Origin of the sequence: Catenuloplanes sp. NPDC051500 (assembly GCF_044454585.1) — a bacterium.
Lineage (GTDB): Bacteria > Actinomycetota > Actinomycetes > Mycobacteriales > Micromonosporaceae > Catenuloplanes.
Map to the genome: position 1 here is coordinate 95780 of NZ_JBITDX010000003.1, position 23222 is coordinate 119001.

32 protein-coding genes are annotated in these 23222 nt (G+C 70.5%); 26 read left to right on the forward strand and 6 right to left on the reverse strand.

Features of this window, described 5'->3' with window-relative positions; all coding sequences use genetic code 11:
• Positions 1-274: 274 nt before the first annotated feature.
• From ACIA8K_RS06980 to ACIA8K_RS07100, 25 genes are read left to right on the forward strand one after another with little or no spacing between them, the layout of a single operon-like run.
• Positions 275-856 (forward strand): hypothetical protein, encoded by a 582-nt coding sequence (locus ACIA8K_RS06980; protein WP_396055851.1) that lies wholly within the window; start codon positions 275-277, stop codon positions 854-856.
• Between the two features lie 16 nt (positions 857-872).
• Positions 873-2522 carry a hypothetical protein gene (locus tag ACIA8K_RS06985; RefSeq protein WP_396055853.1) on the forward strand — a complete coding sequence of 550 codons (1650 nt, stop codon included), beginning with the start codon at positions 873-875 and terminating at the stop codon, positions 2520-2522.
• Between the two features lie 8 nt (positions 2523-2530).
• Positions 2531-2731, forward strand: a complete 201-nt coding sequence (locus tag ACIA8K_RS06990; protein ID WP_396055855.1) for a hypothetical protein — start codon at positions 2531-2533, stop codon at positions 2729-2731.
• The gene (locus ACIA8K_RS06995; RefSeq protein ID WP_396055857.1) at positions 2728-3978 is read left to right on the forward strand and encodes a hypothetical protein; all 1251 of its coding nucleotides are present in this window, start codon (positions 2728-2730) and stop codon (positions 3976-3978) included. The genes ACIA8K_RS06990 and ACIA8K_RS06995 overlap by 4 nt, the downstream gene beginning before the upstream one ends.
• On the forward strand, positions 3975-4262 hold the full coding sequence (locus ACIA8K_RS07000) for a hypothetical protein (protein ID WP_396055859.1): 288 nt from the start codon (positions 3975-3977) through the stop codon (positions 4260-4262). Before ACIA8K_RS06995 ends, ACIA8K_RS07000 begins: the two co-directional genes overlap by 4 nt.
• Positions 4259-5617 (forward strand): head maturation protease, ClpP-related, encoded by a 1359-nt coding sequence (locus tag ACIA8K_RS07005; protein WP_396055861.1) that lies wholly within the window; start codon positions 4259-4261, stop codon positions 5615-5617. Before ACIA8K_RS07000 ends, ACIA8K_RS07005 begins: the two co-directional genes overlap by 4 nt.
• 2 nt (positions 5618-5619) lie before the next feature.
• Complete coding sequence (locus tag ACIA8K_RS07010) at positions 5620-5997, forward strand: hypothetical protein (RefSeq protein ID WP_396055863.1); 378 nt, start codon at positions 5620-5622, stop codon at positions 5995-5997.
• Between the two features lie 12 nt (positions 5998-6009).
• Positions 6010-6912 carry a major capsid protein gene (locus ACIA8K_RS07015; RefSeq protein ID WP_396055865.1) on the forward strand — a complete coding sequence of 301 codons (903 nt, stop codon included), beginning with the start codon at positions 6010-6012 and terminating at the stop codon, positions 6910-6912.
• Complete coding sequence (locus ACIA8K_RS07020; protein ID WP_396055867.1) at positions 6905-7306, forward strand: hypothetical protein; 402 nt, start codon at positions 6905-6907, stop codon at positions 7304-7306. Before ACIA8K_RS07015 ends, ACIA8K_RS07020 begins: the two co-directional genes overlap by 8 nt.
• 1 nt (position 7307) lies before the next feature.
• Positions 7308-7691, forward strand: a complete 384-nt coding sequence (locus ACIA8K_RS07025; protein WP_396055869.1) for a hypothetical protein — start codon at positions 7308-7310, stop codon at positions 7689-7691.
• Positions 7692-7700: 9 nt separating this feature from the next.
• Complete coding sequence (locus ACIA8K_RS07030; protein WP_396055871.1) at positions 7701-8027, forward strand: head-tail adaptor protein; 327 nt, start codon at positions 7701-7703, stop codon at positions 8025-8027.
• A gap of 2 nt (positions 8028-8029) precedes the next feature.
• A complete protein-coding gene (locus ACIA8K_RS07035; RefSeq protein ID WP_396055873.1) occupies positions 8030-8425 on the forward strand; it encodes a hypothetical protein in 396 nt (131 codons plus the stop codon).
• Positions 8422-8637 carry a hypothetical protein gene (locus ACIA8K_RS07040; RefSeq protein WP_396055875.1) on the forward strand — a complete coding sequence of 72 codons (216 nt, stop codon included), beginning with the start codon at positions 8422-8424 and terminating at the stop codon, positions 8635-8637. The genes ACIA8K_RS07035 and ACIA8K_RS07040 overlap by 4 nt, the downstream gene beginning before the upstream one ends.
• Complete coding sequence (locus tag ACIA8K_RS07045; protein ID WP_396055877.1) at positions 8638-9234, forward strand: hypothetical protein; 597 nt, start codon at positions 8638-8640, stop codon at positions 9232-9234.
• A complete protein-coding gene (locus ACIA8K_RS07050) occupies positions 9234-9476 on the forward strand; it encodes a hypothetical protein (RefSeq protein WP_396055879.1) in 243 nt (80 codons plus the stop codon). The genes ACIA8K_RS07045 and ACIA8K_RS07050 overlap by 1 nt, the downstream gene beginning before the upstream one ends.
• Positions 9473-9958, forward strand: a complete 486-nt coding sequence (locus tag ACIA8K_RS07055; RefSeq protein WP_396055881.1) for a hypothetical protein — start codon at positions 9473-9475, stop codon at positions 9956-9958. Before ACIA8K_RS07050 ends, ACIA8K_RS07055 begins: the two co-directional genes overlap by 4 nt.
• 35 nt (positions 9959-9993) lie before the next feature.
• Complete coding sequence (locus tag ACIA8K_RS07060) at positions 9994-10176, forward strand: hypothetical protein (protein ID WP_396055883.1); 183 nt, start codon at positions 9994-9996, stop codon at positions 10174-10176.
• Positions 10177-10189: 13 nt separating this feature from the next.
• Positions 10190-10504 (forward strand): HK97-gp10 family putative phage morphogenesis protein, encoded by a 315-nt coding sequence (locus ACIA8K_RS07065; protein ID WP_396055885.1) that lies wholly within the window; start codon positions 10190-10192, stop codon positions 10502-10504.
• Positions 10501-13728 carry a phage tail tape measure protein gene (locus tag ACIA8K_RS07070; protein ID WP_396055887.1) on the forward strand — a complete coding sequence of 1076 codons (3228 nt, stop codon included), beginning with the start codon at positions 10501-10503 and terminating at the stop codon, positions 13726-13728. Before ACIA8K_RS07065 ends, ACIA8K_RS07070 begins: the two co-directional genes overlap by 4 nt.
• Positions 13712-14953: a hypothetical protein gene (locus ACIA8K_RS07075; RefSeq protein WP_396055889.1), complete on the forward strand. Its 1242-nt coding sequence runs from the start codon at positions 13712-13714 to the stop codon at positions 14951-14953. The genes ACIA8K_RS07070 and ACIA8K_RS07075 overlap by 17 nt, the downstream gene beginning before the upstream one ends.
• 8 nt (positions 14954-14961) lie before the next feature.
• Positions 14962-15615 (forward strand): hypothetical protein, encoded by a 654-nt coding sequence (locus ACIA8K_RS07080; RefSeq protein WP_396055891.1) that lies wholly within the window; start codon positions 14962-14964, stop codon positions 15613-15615.
• 33 nt (positions 15616-15648) lie between these two features.
• On the forward strand, positions 15649-15909 hold the full coding sequence (locus ACIA8K_RS07085; RefSeq protein WP_396055893.1) for a hypothetical protein: 261 nt from the start codon (positions 15649-15651) through the stop codon (positions 15907-15909).
• Positions 15909-16853, forward strand: coding sequence for a hypothetical protein (locus ACIA8K_RS07090; protein WP_396055895.1), 945 nt, complete (start codon positions 15909-15911; stop codon positions 16851-16853). Before ACIA8K_RS07085 ends, ACIA8K_RS07090 begins: the two co-directional genes overlap by 1 nt.
• On the forward strand, positions 16853-17323 hold the full coding sequence (locus tag ACIA8K_RS07095) for a hypothetical protein (protein WP_396055897.1): 471 nt from the start codon (positions 16853-16855) through the stop codon (positions 17321-17323). Before ACIA8K_RS07090 ends, ACIA8K_RS07095 begins: the two co-directional genes overlap by 1 nt.
• Positions 17320-17685, forward strand: a complete 366-nt coding sequence (locus ACIA8K_RS07100; RefSeq protein ID WP_396055899.1) for a hypothetical protein — start codon at positions 17320-17322, stop codon at positions 17683-17685. The genes ACIA8K_RS07095 and ACIA8K_RS07100 overlap by 4 nt, the downstream gene beginning before the upstream one ends.
• Before the next feature lie 7 nt (positions 17686-17692).
• Here the strand turns inward: ACIA8K_RS07100 and ACIA8K_RS07105 are convergent, their stop codons facing one another.
• Entirely contained in the window at positions 17693-17908 is a 216-nt protein-coding gene (locus ACIA8K_RS07105) for a hypothetical protein (protein WP_396055901.1), read from the reverse strand.
• Positions 17909-17959: 51 nt separating this feature from the next.
• On the opposite strand from ACIA8K_RS07105, the gene ACIA8K_RS07110 reads away from it, so the two are divergent.
• A complete protein-coding gene (locus ACIA8K_RS07110) occupies positions 17960-18199 on the forward strand; it encodes a holin (RefSeq protein WP_396055903.1) in 240 nt (79 codons plus the stop codon).
• Between the two features lie 739 nt (positions 18200-18938).
• Here the strand turns inward: ACIA8K_RS07110 and ACIA8K_RS07115 are convergent.
• From ACIA8K_RS07115 to ACIA8K_RS07135, 5 genes are all read right to left on the reverse strand, one after another.
• Positions 18939-20120 carry a methyltransferase domain-containing protein gene (locus ACIA8K_RS07115; RefSeq protein WP_396055905.1) on the reverse strand — a complete coding sequence of 394 codons (1182 nt, stop codon included), beginning with the start codon at positions 20118-20120 and terminating at the stop codon, positions 18939-18941.
• Positions 20121-20122: 2 nt separating this feature from the next.
• A complete protein-coding gene (gene tgmB, locus ACIA8K_RS07120; protein WP_396056690.1) occupies positions 20123-21064 on the reverse strand; it encodes an ATP-grasp ribosomal peptide maturase in 942 nt (313 codons plus the stop codon).
• Positions 21065-21133: 69 nt separating this feature from the next.
• The gene (locus tag ACIA8K_RS07125) at positions 21134-21448 is read right to left on the reverse strand and encodes a hypothetical protein (RefSeq protein ID WP_396055907.1); all 315 of its coding nucleotides are present in this window, start codon (positions 21446-21448) and stop codon (positions 21134-21136) included.
• Positions 21449-21521: 73 nt separating this feature from the next.
• On the reverse strand, positions 21522-21788 hold the full coding sequence (locus ACIA8K_RS07130) for a hypothetical protein (protein WP_396055909.1): 267 nt from the start codon (positions 21786-21788) through the stop codon (positions 21522-21524).
• A gap of 240 nt (positions 21789-22028) precedes the next feature.
• Entirely contained in the window at positions 22029-23222 is a 1194-nt protein-coding gene (locus ACIA8K_RS07135) for a helix-turn-helix domain-containing protein (protein WP_396055911.1), read from the reverse strand.

Below are 23222 nucleotides of genomic sequence, written 5' to 3' on the forward strand. Positions count from 1 at the left end.
GCATCGGCAGGAACACGGGGACTGGTGTCCCGGATGGCGGCGCGAGGCGCACGAGGCGGCCGATCTGACCGCGGACCACATGCAGGCGGTTGCGGCCGGAGGCGACGAGCGCGGGCCGCTGCAGGTGCTCTGTCGCTCGTGCAACAGCGCGAAGGGCGCACGGTGAGGCCCGAAAAAATCCAGGGCCGCGAGCTTATGGACCCCCGCACCAGGCTTCTCGCGATGTGTACGGGTCCGGAGATCCTGCGACAGGGGGTGATCTTGCATGGGAGGCATGGGACCGGCGCCGAAGCCTGACGGCACGCGCGTGCGCCGCAACGCGACCCCCGGCACGGAAACCCTTCCGAGCGAGGGCCGGACCAAGCCCGCGCCGCGCTGGCCGCTGATCCCGGACGTTGTGCTGACGACGCGGCACAAGCTGGCCGAGGGCAAGGTCGCCGAGCTGCGCGCCAAGATCGACGAGGCCGAGGACCTGGGCAACCCGACCGGGCCGCTGGAGCGCCGGCTCGACCAGGCGCTGGAGAAGGCCGCGATCTGCGAGGCGCAGCTACGCGAGCAGAAGGCGCTGGAGTCCCGGCTGTGGAAGGACCTGTGGAAGCTGCCGCAGGCGGTGGCCTGGGAGCGGCTCGGCTGGACCCGCGACGTCGCGCAATACGTGCGGCACAAGGTGATGGCGGAGCTCGGCGACCTCGACGCGGCCAAGGAGGCGCGGCAGTGGTCGGACCGGCTCGGTCTGTCACCGATGGCGATGCTGCGGCTGCGCTGGCGCATCGCCTCCGACGAGGTCGGAGAGAAGCGCGAGCAGCAAGAGCAGCACGCGGCCGGCGCACGGGGCCGGTTCAAGGCGGTCGGCTGAGCCGGAGGGAGCACGGATGCCCTGGCGTGGCCCGGAAGAGCCCGGCGAGTTCCCGACCCTCGGCTACGAGGTCGGCGAGTGGATCGAGGCGAACTGTGTCATCCCGGACGGTTACCGGATGGGTCAGCCGTACCGGCTGACCGACGAGATGTGGATGTTCCTGCTGCACTACTACCGGCTGTATCCGCACGCCGCGCCCTGGCCGGCGCCGGACTCGCTGCGGTTCCTCGGCGGGCAGCTACGCCGGTCGCAGAAGTGGGGCAAGGACCCGTTCGGCGCCGCGATCATCCTCGCCGAGGCGATCGGCCCGACCCGGTTCGACGGATGGGACGCCGCCGGCGAGCCGGTCGGCGCGCCGTACCCGACGCCGCTGATCGTCTGCCTCGGCACCTCCGAGGAGCAGACCGACAACACCTGGCGCCCGCTGCTGTCCATGCTGCGCAACGGGCCGCTGATCGACATCCCGGGGATGGACGCTGGCCAGACCCGCGTGGAGCTGCCCGGCGGCGGCCGGATCGAGCCGGTGACCACCAGCGCCAAGGCCCGCCTCGGCGCGCCGCTGACGTTCCTGACCATCACCGAGTCACACCTGTTCACGCTCCAGGGCGGATATCGGCGGGTGGCCGGCGCGGTAAAGCGGAACGTGGCCGGCATGGACGGCCGCTGGCTGGAGCTGACCAACGCCTGGGACCCGAGCGAGGGCTCCGAGGCACAGGTGACCGCGGAGTCTGGCGACGAACGCGTCTACGTCAACACCGTCGAGCCGCAGCGGGTCGACGACCTGAGCAACGACGAGGCCGTCCACGCGGAGCTGCTGCGCCAGTACGGCGACTCCGCCCGCGAGCGCGGCGGCTGGGTCAACATCTCCGGCCGGATCATGCACGAGGTCCGCTCCGTCCGGCATACCGAGGCGGACCGGCGCCGGTTCTTCCTCAACGAGATCGTCGTCGGCGAGAACACCTTCGTCATCCCGGAGGCCTGGGACCTACGCGGCCGGCCCGACGACGGGCTGCGCGCGGGCGACGCGATCGCCCTGGGCTTCGACGGCTCGAAGTACCGCGACGCGACCGCCTTGATCGCCTCGCGCCTGTCCGACGGGCACCTGGTCACCATCCGGATCTGGGAGCGCCCGAAGGACGCCGGCCGCGACTGGCGCGTGCCGTCCGCCGAGGTCGACCGGGCCGTGCGCGACACGTTCGGCGCGTACGAGGTGGCGGTCATGTTCGCCGACCCGTACCGGTGGCAGGACTACCTCGACCGCTGGTCGGCCCTGTGGCCGGACCGGGTTGTCGAGTTCCCGACCAACGTCCAGCAGCGCATGGACAAGGCGATCGAGCGCTTCACCACCGCGTTCGCCGACGACGAGATCACGCACGACGCGAACGAGAAGCTCACCCGGCACGCGAAGAACGCCGTGATCGTCAAGGGAGACCGCAAGCGCGCCCGGCCCGGCGAGGACGAGCTGATCGCCACGCACTACCTCAAGCTCGCCAAACGCGGCGACGGCATGTGGATCGACGGCGCGGTCGGGATGGTGCTGGCCCACACCGCCCGGGCGCACGCGATCGAGCACGGCTGGAAGCGCAAGCCGCCTCCGGCCGTGCCGGTCAACGCGCCCGCCGACGGCCGATCCGAGACCGACCAGCTGGCCACGGCCGGTTTCTAGGAGACGTGATGAGCCAGGTCGACGCGTTCCGCACCATGCTGCTGCAGCTCAACGGGCAGGTCAAGCCGATGCACGAATGGCTCGCCGGCCAGCGCGCGTACTTCGTAGGCCAGGGCTACACCGACGACGAGGCCCGCGCGATGGCTGCCGCCCTCTTCGTCTCCGTCTTCGGCACCGGCATCACCCGAACGGGAGGCGACGGCACATGACGATCCCCGCCGCGCCGGTCAGCGAGATCGGCTATGCGAACCCGTACGCCGGCGACTGGTGGACCGTCCTCGACGACGAGCCGACGCCGGAGCTGCGCTGGCCGCACTCCGTCGAGGTCTACGACGCGATGCGCTCCCAGGACGCCCAGGTCGCCTCGGTCCTCCGCGCCGTCACCCTGCCCGTGCGCCGCACACCCTGGCGCATCGACCCGGCCGGCGCCCGCGACGAGGTGGTGCGCCTGGTCGCCGAGGACCTCGGCCTGCCGATCGTCGGCGCCGACGGCAGCCTGCCGCCGCCCGCCCGGGTCCGCGACCGTTTCTCCTGGCCGGAGCACCTGCGCCTGGCGCTGCTCATGCTGCCGTTTGGGCACATGATGTTCGAGCAGGTCTACCGCATCACCGACGACGGCCAGCGCGCCCGGCTCCGAAAGCTCGCCCCGCGGATGCCGCGCACGATCGAGCGCGTCGACGTCGACTACGACGGCGGCCTGATCAGCATCACCCAGTTCAGCGCGAAGGCCGGCCAGCGCCAGCGCCCGATCCCGGTCACCCAGCTCGTCGCGTACGTCCACGAGCGCGAGGGTGGCTCGTGGTTCGGCCGCTCCCTGCTGCGCCCCGCGTACAAGCACTGGTTGATCAAGGACCGGCTGCTGCGCGTCGACGCGCAGACCATCGAGCGCAACGGCATGGGCATCCCGGTCTACGAGGGCGCCGACGGCGAGGGCGACCTCACCAAGGGCCTGGCGATGGCCAAGGCCTGGCGCGCCGGGGACTCCTCCGGCGCGGCCACCCCGTACGGCGCGAAGCTGCGGCTGGCCGGCGTCGAGGGCAGCCTGCCGAACGCGCAGCCCTCGATCCGGTACCACGACGAGCAGATTGCCAGAGGCGTCCTCGCCCACTTTCTCAATCTGGGCACGCAGACCGGATCCTGGGCGCTGGGTACCACCTTCGCCGACTTCTTCACGCTGTCGCTGCAGACGCTCGCGCAGCAGATCGCCGACGTGGCCACGCAGCACATCGTCGAGGACCTGGTCGACGTCAACTTCGGCGAGGATGAGCCCGCGCCGCGGATCGTCTTCGACGAGATCGGCAGCAGGCAGCAGGCCACCGCGCAGGCGCTGAAGATGCTCTTCGACGCCGGTGCGATCTTTCCGGACCGCACCCTCGAGGAGACGCTGCGCCAGCAGTACGGCCTCCCGCCGAAGGACCGCCCGGCACCCGCGCCCGCCCCTGCGGAGGAGCCATGACCGGGGTGATCGCCGACACCGCGCATGCGGTCCTCGTCGCGCACCAACGACGCGATGCGGGTAGCTGCCTGTGCGGTTTCTCCGAGCTCGGCCGGTCTCATCCCGGTCATCAGGTCGCGATGCTCGCCGAGGCCGGCTTGCTCGCGGCCGAGCCGGAATCCGTCGCGTGCCCGGATCACCGCCCGGTCCAGCACCGCGACCGCAAGCCGCCGTGGTGCCGCACCTGTGGGCGCGATACCGAGGGCCGCCTCATCGGCCGGCCGAAGACAGGAGACCCGACGTGACGACCCGAGCCCGGCGCGCCCGCGCGAAGACCTTCAGCAGTCGCGGCGACGCCGGCGACCGCGCGTCCGCCGTCAGCGTCGCCGCCCGCAGCGCGGGCCAGCCACCACCCTGGTACCACGTCGGCCCGGTCCTGGCGCTCGCCGTGAACGAGGACGCCGACGAGGCCACGACCGAGGCGACCAGCGCGGACGTCTACGTCTACGAGTCCATCGGCGGCTGGTGGGGCATGACCGCCGACGACTTCGTCCGCGACGTGGCCAGCCTCGACGTCGACCAGATCGTGCTGCACCTCAACTCGCCCGGTGGCGATGCGTTCGAGGGCGTCGCGATCGCCAACGTGCTCCGCGCGCACCGGGCCCGCGTGGTCGTCCGCGTCGACGGCATGGCCGCTTCCGCCGCCAGCGTCATCGCGATGGCCGGCGACGAGGTAGTCATGGGCATCGGCAGCCAGATGATGGTCCACGACGCCTGGGGCTACGCGGTCGGCAACGCCGCCGAGGTCGAGCGCTACCTGCGCCGCCTCAACGCCACCAGCGACGCGATCGCCTCCACGTACGCCGCGCGCACCGGCGGCACCACCGCGGACTGGCGCGCGATCATGCAGGCCGAGTCCTGGTACACCGCCGAGGAAGCCGTCGCCGCAGGCCTCGCCGACCGGATCGCGGCCGCCGACGAGACCGGCACCGCCCAGGGCGAGCAGATCACCCCGGGCGGGTCCAGCAGCTTCTGGGACCTGTGGGACTCCCTCGCCGACCAGGCACGCCACGACCTCAGCCTCTACACCTACGCCGGCCGCGAGCACGCACCCGCGCCGCGGATCCCGGCCCGACAGACCCCGGCCGCGTCCGCGTCCGGCATCACCACGCAGGAGAGGAGCCCCGCCGTGGCGTTCAGCGACGAGCAGCTCACCACCATGCGGCAGCAGCTCGGCCTGGCCGACACCGCCGACGAGGGCGCCATCCTGGCCGCGCTCGGCGAGCGCCTGGCCGAGCCGCCGGCACCGCGCACCGCACCCGGCACCGTCACCCTCGACGAGGCCCAGCACGCCCAACTGCTGGCCGACGCCCGCGACGGCCGGGAGGCCCGCGCCCAGCAGCTCACCGAGCGCCGCGAGCAGCTCGTCCAGGCCGCGGTCTCCGACGGCCGCATCCCGCCGGCCCGCCGCGATCACTGGGTCGCCCAGCTCGCCGCGGACCCGGGCGCCGAGCAGGTCCTGGCCGACCTGCGGCCCGGCCTGGTGCCGGTCGCGGAGATCGGCTACGCGGGCAACGCCGAGTCGGCCACCGCCGACCCGGCCACCGCCGACGACTACTGGTTCCCGGGCGTCAGCGCCCCGGCGAAGACGAAGGGCTGATCATGGCGAACGAGGCCATCCCGTTCTACGAGCCCGGACGACGGATCACCGCGCATGCGACCGCGAACGTAGTCGGCAAGCGCTTCGTCATGATCTCGGGCAACCGGCAGGCCGACGGCAACATCAGCGTCGCGCACGCCACCGCAGCCACGAAGGCGTTCGGCGTCACCGCCTACGACGCCGCGCTCGGCGAGAAGGTCGGCATCCTCCGCGGCTCCGGCTTCATCGTTCCCGTCACCGCCGGCGCCAACCTCACCGCCAACCAGCGCGTCGAGGTCGGCACCAACGGCCAGGCGGTCGTCCTGGCCTCCGGCGTCGCCGTCGGCACGGTCGTCACCGGCGCCACCAGCGGCAACGACGCGCAGATCGCGCTGGACTAGGAGACAGAACCCATGCCCACGCAGCAGACCGCGTACCCGCTGGCGGCCCCGACCCTCAGCGGGAACAACCTCACCGTCGACCTGGCGCTCAAGCAGCCCACCCGGGTCACGCGCCGGATCATGGATCTGACGCTCCAGAAGTTCATCGTCGACCGGATTTTCGCCAACGGCGGCACCGCCACCGGCTCGGTCGTCTACGACCAGGCCACCACGAACGAGCTCTACACCGACCGCGACGTCGAGCGCCGCGGCCCGGGCGACGAGTACCCGATCGTCGGCTCGCAGCGACCGGTCCCGAAGGTCGCGCTGCCCGAGGACTGGGGTGGCAAGTTCTTCGTCACCCGCGAGGCGCGCCGCCGCAACGACATCGCGTTCTTCAACAACCAGGTCACGCAGCTCGCGAACACCATCGTCCGCAAGGTCAACACCAACGCGGTCGCGGTGCTGGAGACGGCGATCGCCGGACTCGGCGGCGCCGGCACGTTCGTGGGCCACAACTGGTCGACCGTGGTCACCGCGGGCTCGTCCCAGACGAACAACTCCGGCTGGCCGGCCGCCGACTTCGCCATGGCCCAGTACCTGGCCGACACCGACGAGCTGGGCGTGCAGTACGACCTCTGGATCGTCAACCCCAAGCAGAAGATGGACCTGGTCACCGCCTACGGCAGCAGCCTCCAGGACATGCTCGCAGCGGCTGGCATCGACGAGTTGTTCGCCTCCAACCGCATCGCGAACGGCACCGCGTACGCGGTCGCCCGCGGCCAGGTCGGCGAGCTGCGCGTCGAGCAGGGCCTGGAGACCGAAACGTGGGAGGAGAAGGAGACCAAGCGCGACTGGGTCCAGTCCTCCGTCGTCCCGATCATGTACGTCACCAACCCGTACTCGATCAAGAAGGTGACCGGGCTCAATGGCTAAGCAGACGATCAAGCACGGCGCGTTCTGGTACATCGACGCCCAGAACCGCAGCGTCACGGCGCTGCGCGGCGAGACCGTCGACATCCCCGGCGACGACGACCTCGAGCGCGGCGAGCGCCTCGACGCCTTCGCCACCGCGAAGGACCTGGTCGACGGCACGCCGTTCGCCATGTTCCTCGCCGCCCGCCGTGCCGCGCTCGGCGAGAGCCCCGTGCCGGAACTGCCGGACGAGCCGGCCGACTCGGAACAGCCGGACGAGCTGGAGAAGCCCGCCGCCAACGCCTCCCGCAAGGACTGGGCGGCATACGCGGCCAGCCAGGGCGCGCCGGACGAGGAGACCGCCGAGCAGGGCGGCCTCACCCGCGACCAGCTGCGCGAGAAGTACGGAGCCTGACGTGGCGGACCTGTTCACGCTGGCCGAGCTGACGGACTACCTCCAGCAGGGGCCGCTGATCGAGGCCAGCGCGATCGTCGCCCGGCGCAAGGCGTCCGGGTGGCTCAGGTCCGCCACCGAGCTCACCACCTGGCCCGACCCGATCCCGGACGACCTCTGGGGCTGGGCGATCGAGCTGGCCGCGCTCGCGTACGACAACCCGACGCTGCTGGCCAGCGAGACCGTCGGCGCCACGTCGCGCACCACCGACCGGGCCCGGTTCACCGCCATCCTCGACGCCGCCCGCGAGGCATATCGCGACGGGTCGGCGCCCGGAGGCGGCGGGCCGCTGCACTCCTTCCCCGAGCCGGACTGGTCCTGGGGTTCCGTCGTCACCCGCTTGTAGGAGCCGACTGTGCAGCTGCGCGACCTCATCACCCGGCTCCGCGCGCCGCTGGCCGGCGATGGGTACGGCAACGAGCGGCCCGACTGGAGTGCCGCGACCAGCACGCCGTACCCGGCAGATGTGCAGCCCGCCTCGTCGACCGAGGACGTCGTCGACGAGCAGCGCACCGTCACCCGGTGGCGGGTGTGGCTACCGCGCACCGCCGACCTGCTCGCCTCCGACCGGATCGAGTGGGACGGCCAGACCTACGAGGTCGAGGGCGACGTCGAACGCTGGAAGGTTCGCGGCTGGCTCCACCACCTCGAAGCCGTGATGATCAAGGTGACGCAGGAGTAGCCGTGTACGTCCAGCCCGACGTTGACGCCGCCCTGGTTGCCCACCTGAAGGCGCACGCCGCGCTGGTCCCGCTGCACTCCGGCCGGGTCGGTACGCGGCTCGCGTCCGGCGACGCTCCGGCCGTGCGCACCACGTCGCTCGGTGGCTCGCACGCCTGGCCGTGGGAGGCCAGCCCGGAATTCCAGATCGAGTGGTGGGGCGGCGACCAGGCCGCCGCGAACCGCCTGGCGCGCACCGGCGAGGCCGCGCTCTACGGGCTGCTCGGCCCGATCACCGGCGGCTGGGTCACCGGCCTCGCCGTTCCCCTGTCGATGCTCTGGTCCCCGGACGAGACCAGCGGCAGGGCCAGATACCTCACGCAAGTCCAGCTCACAGTGAATCCGGAGGGGTCCTCGTGACCATGCGCATCGTCACCTCCGACATCCCTGCCGGCGACCCGGGCCGCGGCGTCTACGCGTACCGGGTCGGCGACAAGGTGTCGGCCGACGCCGTCACGGCCAACGGCTGGGAGGACTACGTCGCGTCTCCCAGCTCGAAGGCCGGCCAGACCGCCGCGGCCACCGCCGCCGGCCAGGAGACCCCGGCCCCGGCCGGGAAGGAGGCGAAGTAGATGGCCACCACGACCATCCAGCCCGGCCAGATCAAGACCGGCCCGGGCGTCATCCGCTGGGCGCCGCTCGGCACCGCCGCACCCACGGTCACCGCGGCCAACGGGAAGCTGTCCGTCACCTGGGATCCGGCATGGCTTCAGGTCGGCGCGACCGAGTCCGGCATGACCTACAACGAGTCCACGAGCACCGAGCCGATCCGGGTCGCGGAGTCGGTCTACCCGGTCAAGATCGTGACCACCGAGAAGTCCGGCACGACGTCGTTCACGATGAGCCACATCAGCGACGTGAACTGGAAGCTCGCCATGAACGGCGGCACGATCACGATCACCGGCTCCAACGGCACCAAGCTCAGCGCGTACGTGCCCCCGCTGACCGGCAACGAGATCCGCGTCCAGCTCGCGTTCCTCAGCCTGGACGACGAGGAGCTGATCTGGTGGCCGCAGGTCTTCAACGGCGGCGCCGTCGAGACCACGCGTGGCGAGATTTCGGCCAAGGCGGGCCTGCCGGTCGAGTTCGCCGCCGAGCTGCCCGATCCCGCCGTGCTCGCCACCCCGTACAAGCGGTGGACGGCCGGCTCGCTGGCGCAGGGCACCTGATGCCGGGGGAGCTGCAGCAGCCTCCGGCCGACAGCACGCCGAAGGCCGAGGACTACGTCACCGCCGCCGGCTCAGTGCTGGCCGTCGACGCCATCGAGAAGATCAACGCGGGCGCGGCGCTGGCCTACGCGCTCTACTACCAGCCCGCGCACAAGATCCGAGCGCTGACCCAGGACGCGCCTGGGCTCTTCGATGCAATGTGTCGGGCGCAGGTCGCGTACGAGGTAGGAGCCCGCGCATGAGCCATCTGGGTAGCTTCGGCGCCGCGGTCCGCGAGACGGACCCGGCCGCCGCCAAGGACACCTTCGAGTTTTTCGGCGAGACGTTCGTCGTGCACGGCGTCATTCCCTCGATGCTCATGCTCCAGATCGGCGCCGCCGCCACCGGCAAGATCGACGAGCAGGAGGGCCTCGGCGCGATGTGGGAGGCCATGCGGTGCAGCCTCACCGTCCCGGCCGCCGATGACCAGCCGGCGGACGGCAAGGCCTTCGACCGGCTCTACAAGCTCGCGGTCAACCACAACTGCAACATCGACGAGCTGATGCGGCTCGCGATGGCGCTGTTCGAGGTGCAGGCCGGCCGCCCTACCAAGGAGCCGCAAGGCTCCTCACCTGGGCCGTCGTCCACTTCGCCGAGTGCGAGCACCTCATCCTCAGCCTCCCCGGTCTCCACGCACCCGAAGCTCGCGGACATGGTGCCGGTGGCCGCGGTCCTGGGTGGCTGAACCTCTCGCCACGGCTGCTCTGCAACCTCATCTACGTGCACCTCGCCACCCGGCAGGAGCACTCCGAGAAGTGCAGCCAGACCGCGTGCGCCGAGGACTGCGGCCACCAGCGCTTCGCCGAGTGGCTCGACGCGCCCCTGCTGCCATCTGAGATCAACGCCCACCAGCGCCGCGAGGAACGCCGCGCTGCGCTCTGGCGTGGCGAGATCCCCGCCTGAGAGGAGGACCTCGGTGCGTACCGACAACAAGCCGATCCGCCCCGAGGTCCTCGCCGCCTTCTCCCAGGTGCCCGAGGTCGCCAAGGCCGTCCGCCAGGTCGCCAACGCCATCCGCCGCGACGCCCGGCGCCTGGCCAAGAAGCGCACGGGCAACCTCCGACGCAACATCGCGGTCGAGCGCATCTACGACCGGGAGAACGGCTTCGTCTTCTTCATCGTCGGCTGGTCCCCGCGGGCCTGGTACGGGTGGATGGTCGAGGCCGGTACCGAGAACGAGCCGCCCCAGCCGCACCTGGTCCCGGCGGCGGTCAAGAACGGTGCCCGATGAGCGTGCTCCGGACTGCGTTCGTCGCGGTCATGCCCCAGATGGACGACTTCGGCAGCGAGCTGACCAAGCGGCTCAAGCGCATCGACGCGACCAAGGACGGCAACCGCCTCGGCACCCAGATCGCCGCCGGCATCCAGGACAAGCTCAAGTCCGGCCTGGGCACGAGCCTCGGCGCGTTCGGCCTGGGCGCGGGCGTCGGCGCCGCCTTCGCCTCCGGCGTGACCGGCGCGCTCGAGGTCGGCAAGGCCACGGACAAGCTCCGCGCGCAGCTCTCCCTCACCCAGACCGAGTCCGCCCGGCTCGGCCAGGCCGCCGGCGCGCTGTACGCCCGCGGCTACGGCGAGAGCCTCGGCGAGGTCAACGACGCGATCGCCTCGGTGGTCCGCAACATCCCCGAGATGCGCGACGCGTCCGTGCCGGTCCTCGACGAGATCGCGGCCGGCGCGCTCAACATCGCAAGGGTCTTCGATGAGGACGTCGCCGGCGTCACCGCAGCCGTCTCCTCCATGCTCCGCAGTGGCCTCGCGCCCAGTGCGCAGGTCGCCCTCGACGTTCTGACTAAGGGCTTTCAGAACGGCGCCGACAAGGGCGCCGATCTGCTCGACACCTTTACCGAGTATTCGGTGCAGTTCGCGAAACTGGGCTTCGACGGGCCGAAGGCGCTCGGCGCGATCACCCAGCTTCTCGACGGCGGTGCCCGCAACGCCGACCTGGCCGCGGACTCCTTCAAGGAGTTCTCGATCCGCGCGATCGACGGCAGCAAGACCACGGTCGACGCGTACAAGGCGCTGGGCGTCAACGCCGACGAGTTCGCGAAGAAGCTGGCCAGTGGCGGCCCGGCCGCGACCGCAGCGTTCGACGTCATCGTCGACAAGATCAACGCAATCAAGGACCCGGTCGAGCGGAACACCATCGGCGTCGGCCTGTTCGGCACGACCTTCGAGGACCTGGGCGACAGCTTCCGCAACCTCGACGTCTCCTCGCTCACTTCGGAGCTGGGCAACCTCGCCGGCGCGACCGCCGGGCTGGCCGACCAGTCCGACAGCGCGCGGGTCGACGGCTTCATCAGGTCCATCCAGCAGGGATTCGTCGGCGTCATCGGCGGCCAGGCCATCCCCGCGGTCAAGGACTTCGCGGCCGCACACCGCGACGAGCTCAACGGCGCGATGGACGAGGCGGCCCGGATCGGCCGGGAGGTCGTCCTGCCCGCGCTGCGTGACCTGGCGGTCTACACCACCGGAACCCTGATCCCGGCCATCGGTGACACGGTCGACTGGTTCCGCGAGCACGAAACCACCGCCAAGATTCTCGGCGGCACACTGGCCGGCACGCTCGTCATCGTTAAGGGCTACGGCGCCGCGGTCCTTGTGGCCGGGGCAGCGACCAAAACGTGGGCGGCCGCGACCGCGATCGCCAGCGGCGCGCAGATCGCGTACAACGCGGTCCTCGGTATCGGCAACACCACGCTCGGCGTCTGGGTCGGCGTCAAGGCCATCGAGTTCGCGGCCTGGGTGCGCACCGCCGCCGCGGCGGTCGCGGCCACCACCGCCACGATCGCCTCCACCGTGGCGCAGAACGCGGCCGCGATCGCCAGCAAGGTGTGGGCGGCCGGCCAGTGGCTGGTCAACGCCGCGCTGACCGCCAACCCCATCGGCCTGGTCGTCGTCGCGATCGGCGCCTTGGTCGCTGCCGTGATCATCGCCTACCAGAAGAACGAGACCTTCAGGGCCATCGTCAACGCCGCCTGGGCCGGTATCAAGGTCGGCATCGGCGCCACCGTCACCTGGTTCCTGACGTACGTGTGGCCGTGGCTGAGCAAGGCCATCGACGGCATCGTCTGGTACTTCAAGCTGCTGCTGTCGATCACGATCACCGTCTGGACCGGGATCTTCAACGCGATCTCCTCGGCCTACGGGTGGATCCGCGACCGGGTCTTCAGCCCGCTGGCCAGCTTTATCACGGGCACGCTCCCGAACGCTTTCCGGACCGGCGTGGACGCCATCCGCGGTGCCTGGGACCGGGTCAAGGACGCGGCGAAGACGCCGATCACTTTCGTCGCCAACAGCGTGATCAACCCGCTGATCAAGGGCATCAACTCGGCCGCGTCGTTCGTCGGCGTCAAGGACCGCATCCCGGAGATCAAGGGCTTCGCGAACGGCGGGCAGATCCCCGGCATGCCGAGCCTGAAGGACAACCGGCTCGCGGTCGGACCGAACGGGCTGCTCAAGGTGGCGTCGGGCGAATTCGTCACGAACACCGCGAGCACGATGGCCAACCTCGGCCTCGTCAAGGCGATCAACGCCAAGCGCGGCAAGGTCAGCCGGGACGACGTCGACCCGTACCTCGACGGCCGCGAGGACGGCGGCCCGGTCGGCATCGGCTCGGGCATCGGCGACTTCTTCGGCAAGGTCGTCAACGGCGCGAAGGGCCTGGGCGAGTGGGTCACCGACCCCAAGGGCGCGCTCGCGCGGCTCGCGCAGCCCCTGCTCGCCCAGATCCCGGGCGCGGGCAGCCTCGGCGCGCTCGTGTGCGGCATGGGCGGAAAGCTCGTCGGCTGGGCCGGGCAGTGGCTCACCGACAAGCTCGGCAGCGACGGCGGAGGCCTCGGCGGTCAGTCCGTGCTCGGCGGCTCCGCGGGCATGGCGAAGCTGGTCGCCAACCGATTCCCCGGCCTACGGTTGATCTCCGGCTACCGGCCCGGCTCGCGCACGCTGAGCGGCGAGTTGGACCTGCACTCCCAGGACCGGGCCACCGACTGGCCGGCAGTCCGGGCGCTCGCGGTGTGGATCAAGTCGACGTTCGGGGCGAAGACCAAAGAGCTGATCACCCCCTGGCACGACGTCAACCTATGGAACGGCCAGCCCTTCCGGTACACCGGCGACGTCTACGACCAGCACGCCGGCACCGGCCGCTTCCAGGGCAACGCGCACATCCACTGGGGTGCCGAGCGCGGCGGCCTGGTCGGCAAGAACTGGGGCCTGCCGTTTGGCTCGTACGACTCCGGCGGCTTCCTGCCCACCGGCATCTCGCTGGCCCACAACGGGACCGGCCGACCGGAGCCGGTCGGGCACGACCTGGGCGGCACGCGGACCTACAACATCACGGTCAACGTGCCTCCGACGGCGCACCCGGCCGAGGTAGGGCGCCAGGTAGTCGAGTCGATCAAGGCGTTCGAGGCCGGAAGCGGGACAAGGTGGCGAACGAAAAATGAGGGTCCTGCTTGAGATCGGCCTGGCCGCGGGCGTCGAGTTCAACCCCCAGTGGCTGATCCTCGACCACCCCACCCAGGGGCTGCTCGACACGCACTACCTCGCGCCGGACGACGCCCTGGCCGACTACTCGCACCGGCTGATGTCGGTGACGGTGGAGCGGTCCTCGACGCGCAGCGTGGGCCCGCTCATCGAGTACAACGCCGGCACGTGCACCGCGACCGTCGTCGACTTCGACGGCTCCCTCGACCCGTCCACGCTCGAGGCCGCGGGCATCGTCGTTCCGGGCGTCATGATGCGCGTGCGGGTCGAGCACGGCGGACTCATCTACCCGATCTGGTCCGGGTTCGTCGACTCGATGCTGCCGTCGACGATGAGCCCGGAGCACTCCGTCGTCACCATCACCGGCACCGACGGCATGTCCCGCCTCACCCGGTACAAGCGGCCGGCCGGACCCGCCGTCGGCGCCGGCGAGAACACCGGCGCGCGCATCCACCGCATCCTCGACTCGGCCGGCTGGCCCGCCGCCCGGCGCAGCATCGGGACCGGAGCCTCGACGCTGCAGGCGACCACGCTGGAGGGCATCGCCCTCGACGAGGCACAGCAGGCCAACCTCAACGAGATCGGCGAGTTCTACGTCAACGCCTCCGGCGACATGGTCTTCCGCGGCCGGAACGCGGTCATCACCGACACCCGCTCGGCCGTCAGCCAAGGCGTCTTCGGCTCCGGCGCCGGCGAGCTGCCGTACGTCGGCCGGCCCGGACTGTCCAGCGACATCGGCCAGTTGCGCAACCGGATCGTGGTGACGCGCGAGGGCGGCGGGACCCTCGAGCGCTCCGACCTCGACTCGATCGACCGCAACGGCGACCACCCCTACGAGGAAATGCTTACCGTCACCGACGACGACCAGGCCGCCGGCTGGGCCGGCTACGTCCTCGCGCAGACCAAGGCCCCGGAGTTCCGATTCACCACGCTCACGATCGACACCCGGGCGCGGCCGGACGCGCTCATCCCTCACGCCGTCGGCCGCGAAATCGGCGACCGCATCACCGTGGTCCGCCGCGCACCGGGCGGCATCGTCGACGCCCGCGACGTCTACATCCGGTCGATCTCGCACACCTGGACCGGCGCCGATCGGTGGACGACCAACTGGGGCCTCCAGCCGACCAGCAAGTACCCGTTCCTCATCCTCGACCACCCCACCCAAGGGCTGCTCGACGTCAACTACCTCGCCTACTAGGAGGGCTCGTGTTCAAGGACTTCGACGGGCTCACGCCGCTGACGGCCTCCGACGTCGACAACTACCTGATGAAGCAGGTCGTGATCGTCTGTACATCCATCGACAGGCCGTCATCTCCGGTCGAGGGCATGACCATCTACGAGACCGACACCGACATTTACCAGGGATGGACGGGGACGGCGTGGGGGTTCCTCGCGGTCGCAAACCCGATCAAGGCCCGCGGCTACATCGCGGTCGGCACCAGCCTCTCCGCCAGCAACGGCACCGAGCAGGCGACCTTCCGCTGGCCAGCGATCCAACTGCACGCCAACCGGCTCTACCGGATCGAGATGTCGGGCCTGCACCTCAATGCATCGGTAACCAACATCGAGTACGAGCTCAGGTGGAGGGTCACCGAGAACAACACCATTCCGACGACGTCTTCCACAACGATCGCGCAGGACCGGAACCGGATCGCGCCGTCGGGGGCGGACGGGCCGGTTCTCAACTGGACCGCCCACTACATCAGCCCCGGCACCGCCCCCGTCTGGTCCGGGCTGCTGACCACAAAGCGATACAACGGCACCTCGGGCACCGTCACCCCGGTGCCAGCCACCGGTGGCACGCACTTCGTGCTCTACGACTGCGGCCCGGCGCCGGTGGCGACCGGCATCACCTTCTGACCCCTCTCCGCCCCTCTCCGCTGGAGGCACGTCATGCCCTACCCGACTGATGGTTACAACCCGGACGTCGCCACATACACCGTCATGTGCAGCCAGCCTGGCGAAGGCGGCTCCGCGCTGATCACGATCAGTGCCCCGGCGTGGGCCTCTCTGCCCGGCTGGCACGACACATTCGAGGCGGCTGTGGCCGCGTTCCGGGCGTCGCTGCACGCCCAGGTCGACGACCTGACCGTCAACGTCAACCGGTCGCTCACCGCCGTGAACTACATAGCCATAGACGAACCGGAGGCATGATGTCCGCCGCACCGCAGGAACTGCTCGAAGCCCGGGCGCTGCTGCTCAAGCACCTCGACATGCACCCCGGTACCCCGCCGGCGGACCTCGACCCGGCAGAGGTGGGCATCGTCGGCGGCCCCGCGCACGTCGGCACCGACACCTACCACTGCGGCGTCGACACGCTCGCACGCGGCTCGTGGTACTCCGCCGGCGAATCGCCGCGCGACCGCAAGCCCGACGTCTACGCCGCGGCGCTCGATGTCGGCGACTTCTCCCGCGGCAAGGCGAACCTGCGGCACTTCTCCGCATGGCTCGTCGCCCAGTGCGCGGCAGGAGCCAGCTTCACCCGCGACATCCGCGAGGTCATCTACTCCCTCGATGGTCGCACCGTGCGGCGCTGGGACCGGCTGGGCCTGCGCTCCAACGGCGGCCTCGACCACACCTGGCACACCCACATCAGCTTCTTCCGCGACGCGCGCGGCCGCGGCGCGGTCGCCATGGTCCGCGCCTACCTGATCCACGTCAGCATCCTGCCCGGCACCGACACCACCACCTCGACGACTCCTCAGGAGGACGACGACATGTCCCAGCAGACCATCCCGGTCCCGGCCGGTTTCGCCTACAACGAGCGGGGCGATCTTCTCGCGCCGGAATCCGCCGTGGTCATCGGCACCGAACCGGCCGGGTACGCGCCCAACCCGCTCGTGGCCGGCCGGCGGATCTACCTGTCCGCGATGACCGACCACACCAAGACCGGCGCCCCGGTCAAGCTCCGCGTCGCCGTGCACGACGGCGCCGGGTACGTGGTCACCACGCACGAGATCAAGGCCGGCGGCCGGACCGCCCTGGTCATCGGCGGCGCCGCGAAGGGCCCGACCGGCTACTCGATCACCATCGGCCGGATCACCGGCGACCCCAGCACCGCCACGCTGCCGCTGTCCATCCTCGTCACGGTCGCCTGATGGGCGGTCGGCCGCTGACCCTGGCGACCGGCCGGCACCCGTACGAGGTCTGCACGCTCATCGCCGCGCTGACCATCGGCGTGGTGCTGCAGGTGGGCGGCGCGGTCGCGCCTCGCTCGGTGTCGACCGCGATGCCGCCCACGGTTCAGGCGGCCTGGGAGACCGGGCTGGTCATCGCCGGTGCCCTCGGGCTGGCCGGGGTCGCGTGGCCACGGCGCCGGTTGCTGCCCGGCCTCGGGCTGGAGCTGGTCGGCATCACCGTGCTCGGCACCGTCTCGGCCATGTACTCGATCGCGCTCTACGCGGTCACCGGCATGCAGGCCGTCGCCGCGGGTGCGTTCGTCACCGGCACCGCGGTCGCCTCGTGGTGGCGGTGGGGCCAGATCATCCGCGACCTGCGCCGCCTCGGCCGGGCCGCGGAGGCCGGCACGACCATCGACGTGCCGCTGCTGGTCGAGGGTGACCGATGAGCGGCGGCGTGATCGGGCAGATCCTGACCGCGATCGCCGCGCTCGGCGGCATGCTCGGCGCGGCCGGCGGCTTCGCGGTGCTGGCCCAGCGCCGCAAGCTACGTGCGGACGCGGCCGACGTCATCACCGACACCGCGCTCACCCTCGTCACGCCGCTGCGCGAACGCGTCGCCGAACTGGAGGACCAGACGCGGACGGCAACCGCCAACGTGCGCGAGCTGTCCGGCGCGGTTGCCCTAATGACCGACGAGCTACGGCGGTGGCGGGCGGCGATCCTCAGCCCGCACGTGAGCCGGGATGAGCTGCGAGCGATGGTGTCGCACCCGATCGAGGTCCCGAACGGCCGCATCGACGTCGGCTAGGCCAACCTCAGGGCGGCGTCTCGCGATGCTCGTGCTCCGGGTCGTGCACGATCCCGTCGCACGCGTGGTCGCCGCAGGCCCAGTGCCGCAGGCCCCACTTGCAGACCGGGCACGCGCCCCATCCCGGCCGGACCGGGCTGTGCCCGTGCTCGTCCGTGGCCGGCGCCCACTCCACCCATACGTCCCCGCCGTCGCGATCGCGGCGGCGCTCCAGCTGCACCATCCGCGCACCGTAGCGCGATAGCACACACGTACGACAATCTTGGGAGCGATCATGGGAAAGACCTCATTTTGGAAGCAGGTCGGCGAACGCGCGGCGAAGACCGCCGCGCAGGCTTTCGCCGTGGCTGCCGCGCTCGGGCAGCCCGGCGCCAGCCTCTTCATGCTGGACTGGAAGGCGGCGGCTGGGATCGCTGGCGCGGCTGCGCTCGCATCGATACTGACGTCCATCGCGACCGCCGGTGTCGGTCAGCCGGACTCGCCGAGCGCGGTGTCGATCAACACCGCCGAGTAGAGCGAGATTTGCTGGAAAGCACGAATGCGGCCGCCCTTCTGGGCGGCCGCATTCTGCATTGGGTCAGGCTGCAGGCCTCACTAGGGAGGCAACCGCCTGACTGGCCATCGAATAGACAACGCCGATACTGCCGGCACACACTGCCGCTGCTGATTCAACCTCAAGTGCGACCAGAACCAGGCCGATCGAGCTGATCGCCGCACCGACCGCCAGGATGATTGCGACGGGCTGCCGCAGGACTGGCTGGCAAGATTTGGGGCGCGGCAATGAGGGCCGCGCCATCCGAGCGGGTCGAAGTGCCGCACGTTCGGCGCTTCGGCCCTTCACTCCCGCTAAACTAGGTCGGGCCGCTTTCATAACGAATCGCATACACATCTCCAAGGGTGTCGGCGATGGTGAAGTGGTTTCACCGGGGCGTCGACGAGGTGCAACTCGTCGACGCCCTCTTTTTATCAGCCGGAACACTTCCTTGGCCTCGACACGCCAAAGGTACAAGGCGGCCAAAACTAGCAAACCTTGCAATTCCACATTATCGCGTTTCACGCCTTTCGGCCGGTTTCTGGCCAAGCGTGTCGCATATCGGCATTGTTGAACAATCTCGCCTCCGGTCAGATCGAGGCAAACATAGTCGATTAAGTTCATGATCGCAAATGCCGCGGCCCCGATCTCCCTGGCCGGAGGGAGATCGGGGCCGCTCTCAACTCATCCGGATGGCGGACCCGGGATGAGGAGTAGGAGGTCAGACGAGCGTCCACCGGTGCGCGGAGGTCGGTTCGTCGATCCACATCTCATGGCGTCCGCTGCTGTCGATGGTGAGGCCGATCTGGTCGTGCTGCGGGCGGTCGGCGGCGATCCAGCGGTCGCGGACGGTGCTGATCTCGTCCCAGAGGCGGCGCGAGCCGTCCTGCCGCGCGGTGGCCGGGCCGCTGGCCGGCTGTTCGGCGAGTGCCCAGGAGCGGGTAGCGCGGTCGGCCCAGCCGTACCGGGTCCATCCCTGCTCGTCGTGCGCGGCGATGAAGCGAGTCAGGCCGGGCAGAGTGATCTGCAGGAAGCTGAGGAACTCGTCGTCGGCCAGGTCCTCGTCGACAGTTGCGGGCATCGGGGAGCCGTCGGTGCTGCCGCACAGCTCGATGGCCTGGTCGGCGGTGAAGGGCGCGCCAGCGTCGGCAGTGCGGGCCTCCATAAACCCTGCGAAGCCCGGCAGGAGTTGACCGCGGAGCACCTGGTGCTCATCCGCCCGCAGGACGGCGACGCCCATTCCGATGTTGGCCATGACGATCCCGCCGGGCTCGATCTGCTGCGCCCAGGCGGCCGGCACGCGAGAGACCGAGCAGGTGGCCATGATCCGGTCGTACGGCGCGCGGGCCGGGTGGCCCTTCAACCCGTCGCCGACGATGAGGGTCGGGTGCATGTCGGCCGCGGCGAGCGCGGTGGCGGCCTCGCGGGCAACGTCTGGGTCGATCTCGATCGAGGTGACCCGGTCGTTGCCGAGCCGGTGGCACAGCAGGGCGGCGTTGTAGCCGGTGCCGGTGCCGATCTCCAGCACGCGGTCGGCGGCGACGCCGGAGCCGTCAGCGCCGTCCTCGACGGCGAGGGCCTCCAGCATCGTCGCCATCAGGGACGGCTGGCTGGAGGAACTGGTGGCGGTGCCGGCCTCGTCGAGCTGGGTAGCAAGGGAGTCGTCGGAGTAGACCGCGGCCAGCCAGCGCGTGGCCTGCTGCGGGTCGGTGCCGTCGATGAACTCCCGCTCGGGGCCGGGCTGCGGCCGCCACCAGAAACGGCGGGCGAACACGTGCCGTGGCACGGCCGCGAAGGCTGCGACCCACTGCGGGCTCTGGAGGGCACCGTCGACGGTGAGCTTGTCGACCAGGTCCCCGCGTAGCCGTACTGCCATCTGGGGCAGGCGTTCTTCATCGTGCATGGTCACAGGTCCTTTTCGGTGAGGTCGTCGGCGATGGCTTCGGCGATCGGCTGGCCGGTGGCGTGCTGGATCCAGCCCCACTGGCCGTTCGGGTTGATCTCCAGGAACAGCCACTCGCCGTCTGGGGTAACGATGAAATCCGCCGCGCCGAAGCGCAGCCGCAGCCTGTCCATGAGCCGGTGCACCCGGTCCTCGATCGAGCAGGGCACGTCGATGGGCGTGTACGTGACCGCGTCCGGCTCCGCGCGCCCGTCCAGCGGCATCTCGCACCCGGGTATCGCGTCGGCCCGGGCCGCGAACAGACGCCCGTTGGCGATGGTGAGGCGGACCTCGTAGTCCCGCTTAACCCTCGCCTGCAGCAGGTGCGCGGTCGCCGAGACGGAAGTGGCCGTGATGTCGGCCAGCGTGACGGCCCGGGTGAACAGCGCGTGCCCGGTGATGCCCGGCGATCCGGACAGCGCCTTGTTCACCACGCCGTCCGGGTGCTCCTCGAGGAACGCCGCCGCGGCGTCCGGGTCGTTGGTGACGAGCGTGTCGGGCACGGCCAGCCCGACCGCACCGGCCGCGGCGAGCTGCACCGGCTTCATCGCGGCCGCGGTGTTGTCGGCGGGGTGGTTGACCCACCGGCACGCCAGGGCGCTGATCACCCCGCCGAACCCGTGCCGGGCCTCGTCCGCCGCCCACGCCCGCTCGGCGTCGGACATCATGTGGTCCAGCTCGAAGTGAGTCGGGCGCCGGTAGTAGACGGCGGAAATCTCCTCCAGCGCCACCTCACGCCGAGAACTCGCCAGCGTGCCACGCCAGGACCGGCCGGCCGGGCGGGCAGCCAGTTGCAGACGGGTCGGGAATTCTGCGGTGTCGCAGCGGAAGACGGGCGCGCCGCGCCGGTTGAGGACGTCGACGACCATGTCCGCGGTGGTGTCGGTCCGGTGACTGAGCACCATGACGACCACGAGCCAGCTCCTTTCGGGGAGGGGCCGGCGGGAGCCCGGAAGACTCCCGCCAGCGGAGCATTACTTGTCGGTGTCGTCGTCGGTCCAGGTCTGGTGGTCCTCGGTCGTGTTCCGCTGGGTGCTGGTGGCCATCGTCGGCAGCAGCACCGCCGGCACGCCCTCGAAGAGGTTGATCTGCCGGTCCTCGTCGTAAACGACGCCGGTCAGGTCCACCGTCGCGCCGGGCGCCATCGGCACCAGGCCGGCGAACCCGAGCGAGATCACCGTGGCGGGGTGCTGCGGCCGCTGCTGGGTCTTCGGGTCGCGCGAGAGTGCGAGCACCGTCTTCGGACCGATCGGGTCGGTCAGTGCGGGCCGGTCGAGCGTGGCGAGCATCGTGTGCCTCCTGCGGGTTGGGGGAGAACCCCCGGTCGGCAAACCGGGGACGACAAGGTGCTGCGGTAAGGGCTCAGCGTTCGGTGAGGACGGGAACCGGAACCCAGCCGACGAACCGCTCGTGGAGCTCGGCCGGAGTCGTGTCCGGCATGTCGCGAGCTGCGCGCGTCAACTGCTCGCTGAGTGCGGTGCTGAGGTCGGCCGGGTGCAGCTCGGCCGCCAGCTGCACGCGGGCCACATCGCACGGCCACGATCGGCCGTCACGCGCACACAGCCAGCTCGGCCGGATGGGGTCGTGGGGCGGTGCGATCTGCGCGTACACCGGCCATCGGTCAGCCACGATTCGCCTCCTCCACGCTTGGGGGCACGGCAGCATCGCGGCACGCGCAGCTGCCACCGCACCCGGTTCATGGGAGGCGCGGCGGCTGGTGCGGGAACTTGATCTGGGCGACCTGGTGAGAAGTCCCTGCCGGGGGCGCCGCCGCGCCGTGATTAGAACGCTACGGCGGGTTGCGTTTGTGCAGCAGGGGTTAGGCGTTCACTCCACATTCACCACGCAGCGAACGGGTGGTGAACACTGCTAGGCGCCGTCGGGGTGACGCACTGGCAGGTGCTCCTGGTAGGCCTCGCGCAGGATCGCCGCCTCGGGCAGTTTCGGATCGACTGCCTGCAAGATCTCCGTGGCACGCCACCAGTTGCTGGCCACGATCCGACCAGAGAGGATCGCAGTTGTGGCGTGCGTCGCCGCCTCGTCTTCCTTCTCGGCAGCGAGGAGCGCGAGGCTGAGGTCGAGCTGCGCCGACGCCATGCGCCGCGGCCGGACGCCCTCCGCGCGCAGCGACTCGATCACCGTCTCAGCCACGCCCACCGCTGCGGCGTCACCGATCCAGGCCAGCGTGGTGGCGGAGTAGCTCTCGGCCTTCGCCGGGTCGTACTGGTAGTGATGCTCAGGCCGATCGGGGCGCGCCATGCCGGCCACCAGCTGCTCAACGCGGCCGAGCACATCGCGGGTCTCGGTCCCCTGCCCCATTCGCGCGTGGGCCCTGCCCTCCTGCGCGGTCGCCTGGATCAGCGCGGAACTGCCCGGCGGCGCCAAGGACTGAGCCTGCCGAGAGAGATCTGCGGCCGCCACGAAATTTCCGGCTGTCAGCACTTCCCACGCCTCGGTCTCCAGGCACCAAGCCCGGATCTCGTCGTGGCCGACGTGCTCGGCCATCGTCCGAGCTACACCGAGACGAGCCTGCGCCGCATGCCGCTGTTGCAGGTCGATGTGCAGGGTCGCGGCGAGCAGCGACAGCCAGGAGCCAGCCACCAACAGGCGCTTTTTCTGGCTGATGGTCGCGCGGGAGTCGATGAGCCGGCCGACATACGCGAGATGCCGACGTACGCGCGGCAACAGCTGCTCAGGCGGATCGGTGGCGTAGCGCATGCACATCTCGTCAACGGCGCGCTCCAGCTGGCCGAGCGTTTCCGGCCCGACGTCGCTCGCCTCGACCCGGCGCAGCAGGTCCAGTGCGTCCAACTCGTCGTCCAGGACCTCGCCCTCAACGCCGGTCGATGTCGGCGCCACGAACGCGACCAGCCGCCCACCACCACCGAACGCTTCGTCGAGCTTTTCGGCGGCATATAGATTGGGTGGCTTCTTTCCGCCGATCAGGTCGCTGATGTAGCCAGCGCTGAAGTGTGCGTGCGCGGCAGCCTCGCGGTAGCTGAGACCACGATCCTTGATCAGCTGGCGCAGCACCGCGCCGAATGAAGGGTGCGATGACCCCAT

Bases quoted from the DNA above. Each gene is read 5' to 3' on its own strand.
- ACIA8K_RS06980 (WP_396055851.1), top strand. From the start codon at position 275: ATGGGACCGGCGCCGAAGCCTGACGGCACGCGCGTGCGCCGCAACGCG.
- ACIA8K_RS06985 (WP_396055853.1), top strand. From the start codon at position 873: ATGCCCTGGCGTGGCCCGGAAGAGCCCGGCGAGTTCCCGACCCTCGGC.
- ACIA8K_RS06990 (WP_396055855.1), top strand. From the start codon at position 2,531: ATGAGCCAGGTCGACGCGTTCCGCACCATGCTGCTGCAGCTCAACGGG.
- ACIA8K_RS06995 (WP_396055857.1), top strand. From the start codon at position 2,728: ATGACGATCCCCGCCGCGCCGGTCAGCGAGATCGGCTATGCGAACCCG.
- ACIA8K_RS07000 (WP_396055859.1), top strand. From the start codon at position 3,975: ATGACCGGGGTGATCGCCGACACCGCGCATGCGGTCCTCGTCGCGCAC.
- ACIA8K_RS07010 (WP_396055863.1), top strand. From the start codon at position 5,620: ATGGCGAACGAGGCCATCCCGTTCTACGAGCCCGGACGACGGATCACC.
- ACIA8K_RS07015 (WP_396055865.1), top strand. From the start codon at position 6,010: ATGCCCACGCAGCAGACCGCGTACCCGCTGGCGGCCCCGACCCTCAGC.
- ACIA8K_RS07020 (WP_396055867.1), top strand. From the start codon at position 6,905: ATGGCTAAGCAGACGATCAAGCACGGCGCGTTCTGGTACATCGACGCC.
- ACIA8K_RS07045 (WP_396055877.1), top strand. From the start codon at position 8,638: ATGGCCACCACGACCATCCAGCCCGGCCAGATCAAGACCGGCCCGGGC.
- ACIA8K_RS07050 (WP_396055879.1), top strand. From the start codon at position 9,234: ATGCCGGGGGAGCTGCAGCAGCCTCCGGCCGACAGCACGCCGAAGGCC.
- ACIA8K_RS07055 (WP_396055881.1), top strand. From the start codon at position 9,473: ATGAGCCATCTGGGTAGCTTCGGCGCCGCGGTCCGCGAGACGGACCCG.
- ACIA8K_RS07070 (WP_396055887.1), top strand. From the start codon at position 10,501: ATGAGCGTGCTCCGGACTGCGTTCGTCGCGGTCATGCCCCAGATGGAC.
- ACIA8K_RS07075 (WP_396055889.1), top strand. From the start codon at position 13,712: ATGAGGGTCCTGCTTGAGATCGGCCTGGCCGCGGGCGTCGAGTTCAAC.
- ACIA8K_RS07085 (WP_396055893.1), top strand. From the start codon at position 15,649: ATGCCCTACCCGACTGATGGTTACAACCCGGACGTCGCCACATACACC.
- ACIA8K_RS07090 (WP_396055895.1), top strand. From the start codon at position 15,909: ATGTCCGCCGCACCGCAGGAACTGCTCGAAGCCCGGGCGCTGCTGCTC.
- ACIA8K_RS07095 (WP_396055897.1), top strand. From the start codon at position 16,853: ATGGGCGGTCGGCCGCTGACCCTGGCGACCGGCCGGCACCCGTACGAG.
- ACIA8K_RS07100 (WP_396055899.1), top strand. From the start codon at position 17,320: ATGAGCGGCGGCGTGATCGGGCAGATCCTGACCGCGATCGCCGCGCTC.
- ACIA8K_RS07105 (WP_396055901.1), bottom strand. From the start codon at position 17,908: ATGGTGCAGCTGGAGCGCCGCCGCGATCGCGACGGCGGGGACGTATGG.
- ACIA8K_RS07110 (WP_396055903.1), top strand. From the start codon at position 17,960: ATGGGAAAGACCTCATTTTGGAAGCAGGTCGGCGAACGCGCGGCGAAG.
- ACIA8K_RS07115 (WP_396055905.1), bottom strand. From the start codon at position 20,120: ATGCACGATGAAGAACGCCTGCCCCAGATGGCAGTACGGCTACGCGGG.
- tgmB (WP_396056690.1), bottom strand. From the start codon at position 21,064: ATGGTGCTCAGTCACCGGACCGACACCACCGCGGACATGGTCGTCGAC.
- ACIA8K_RS07125 (WP_396055907.1), bottom strand. From the start codon at position 21,448: ATGCTCGCCACGCTCGACCGGCCCGCACTGACCGACCCGATCGGTCCG.
- ACIA8K_RS07135 (WP_396055911.1), bottom strand. From the start codon at position 23,222: ATGGGGTCATCGCACCCTTCATTCGGCGCGGTGCTGCGCCAGCTGATC.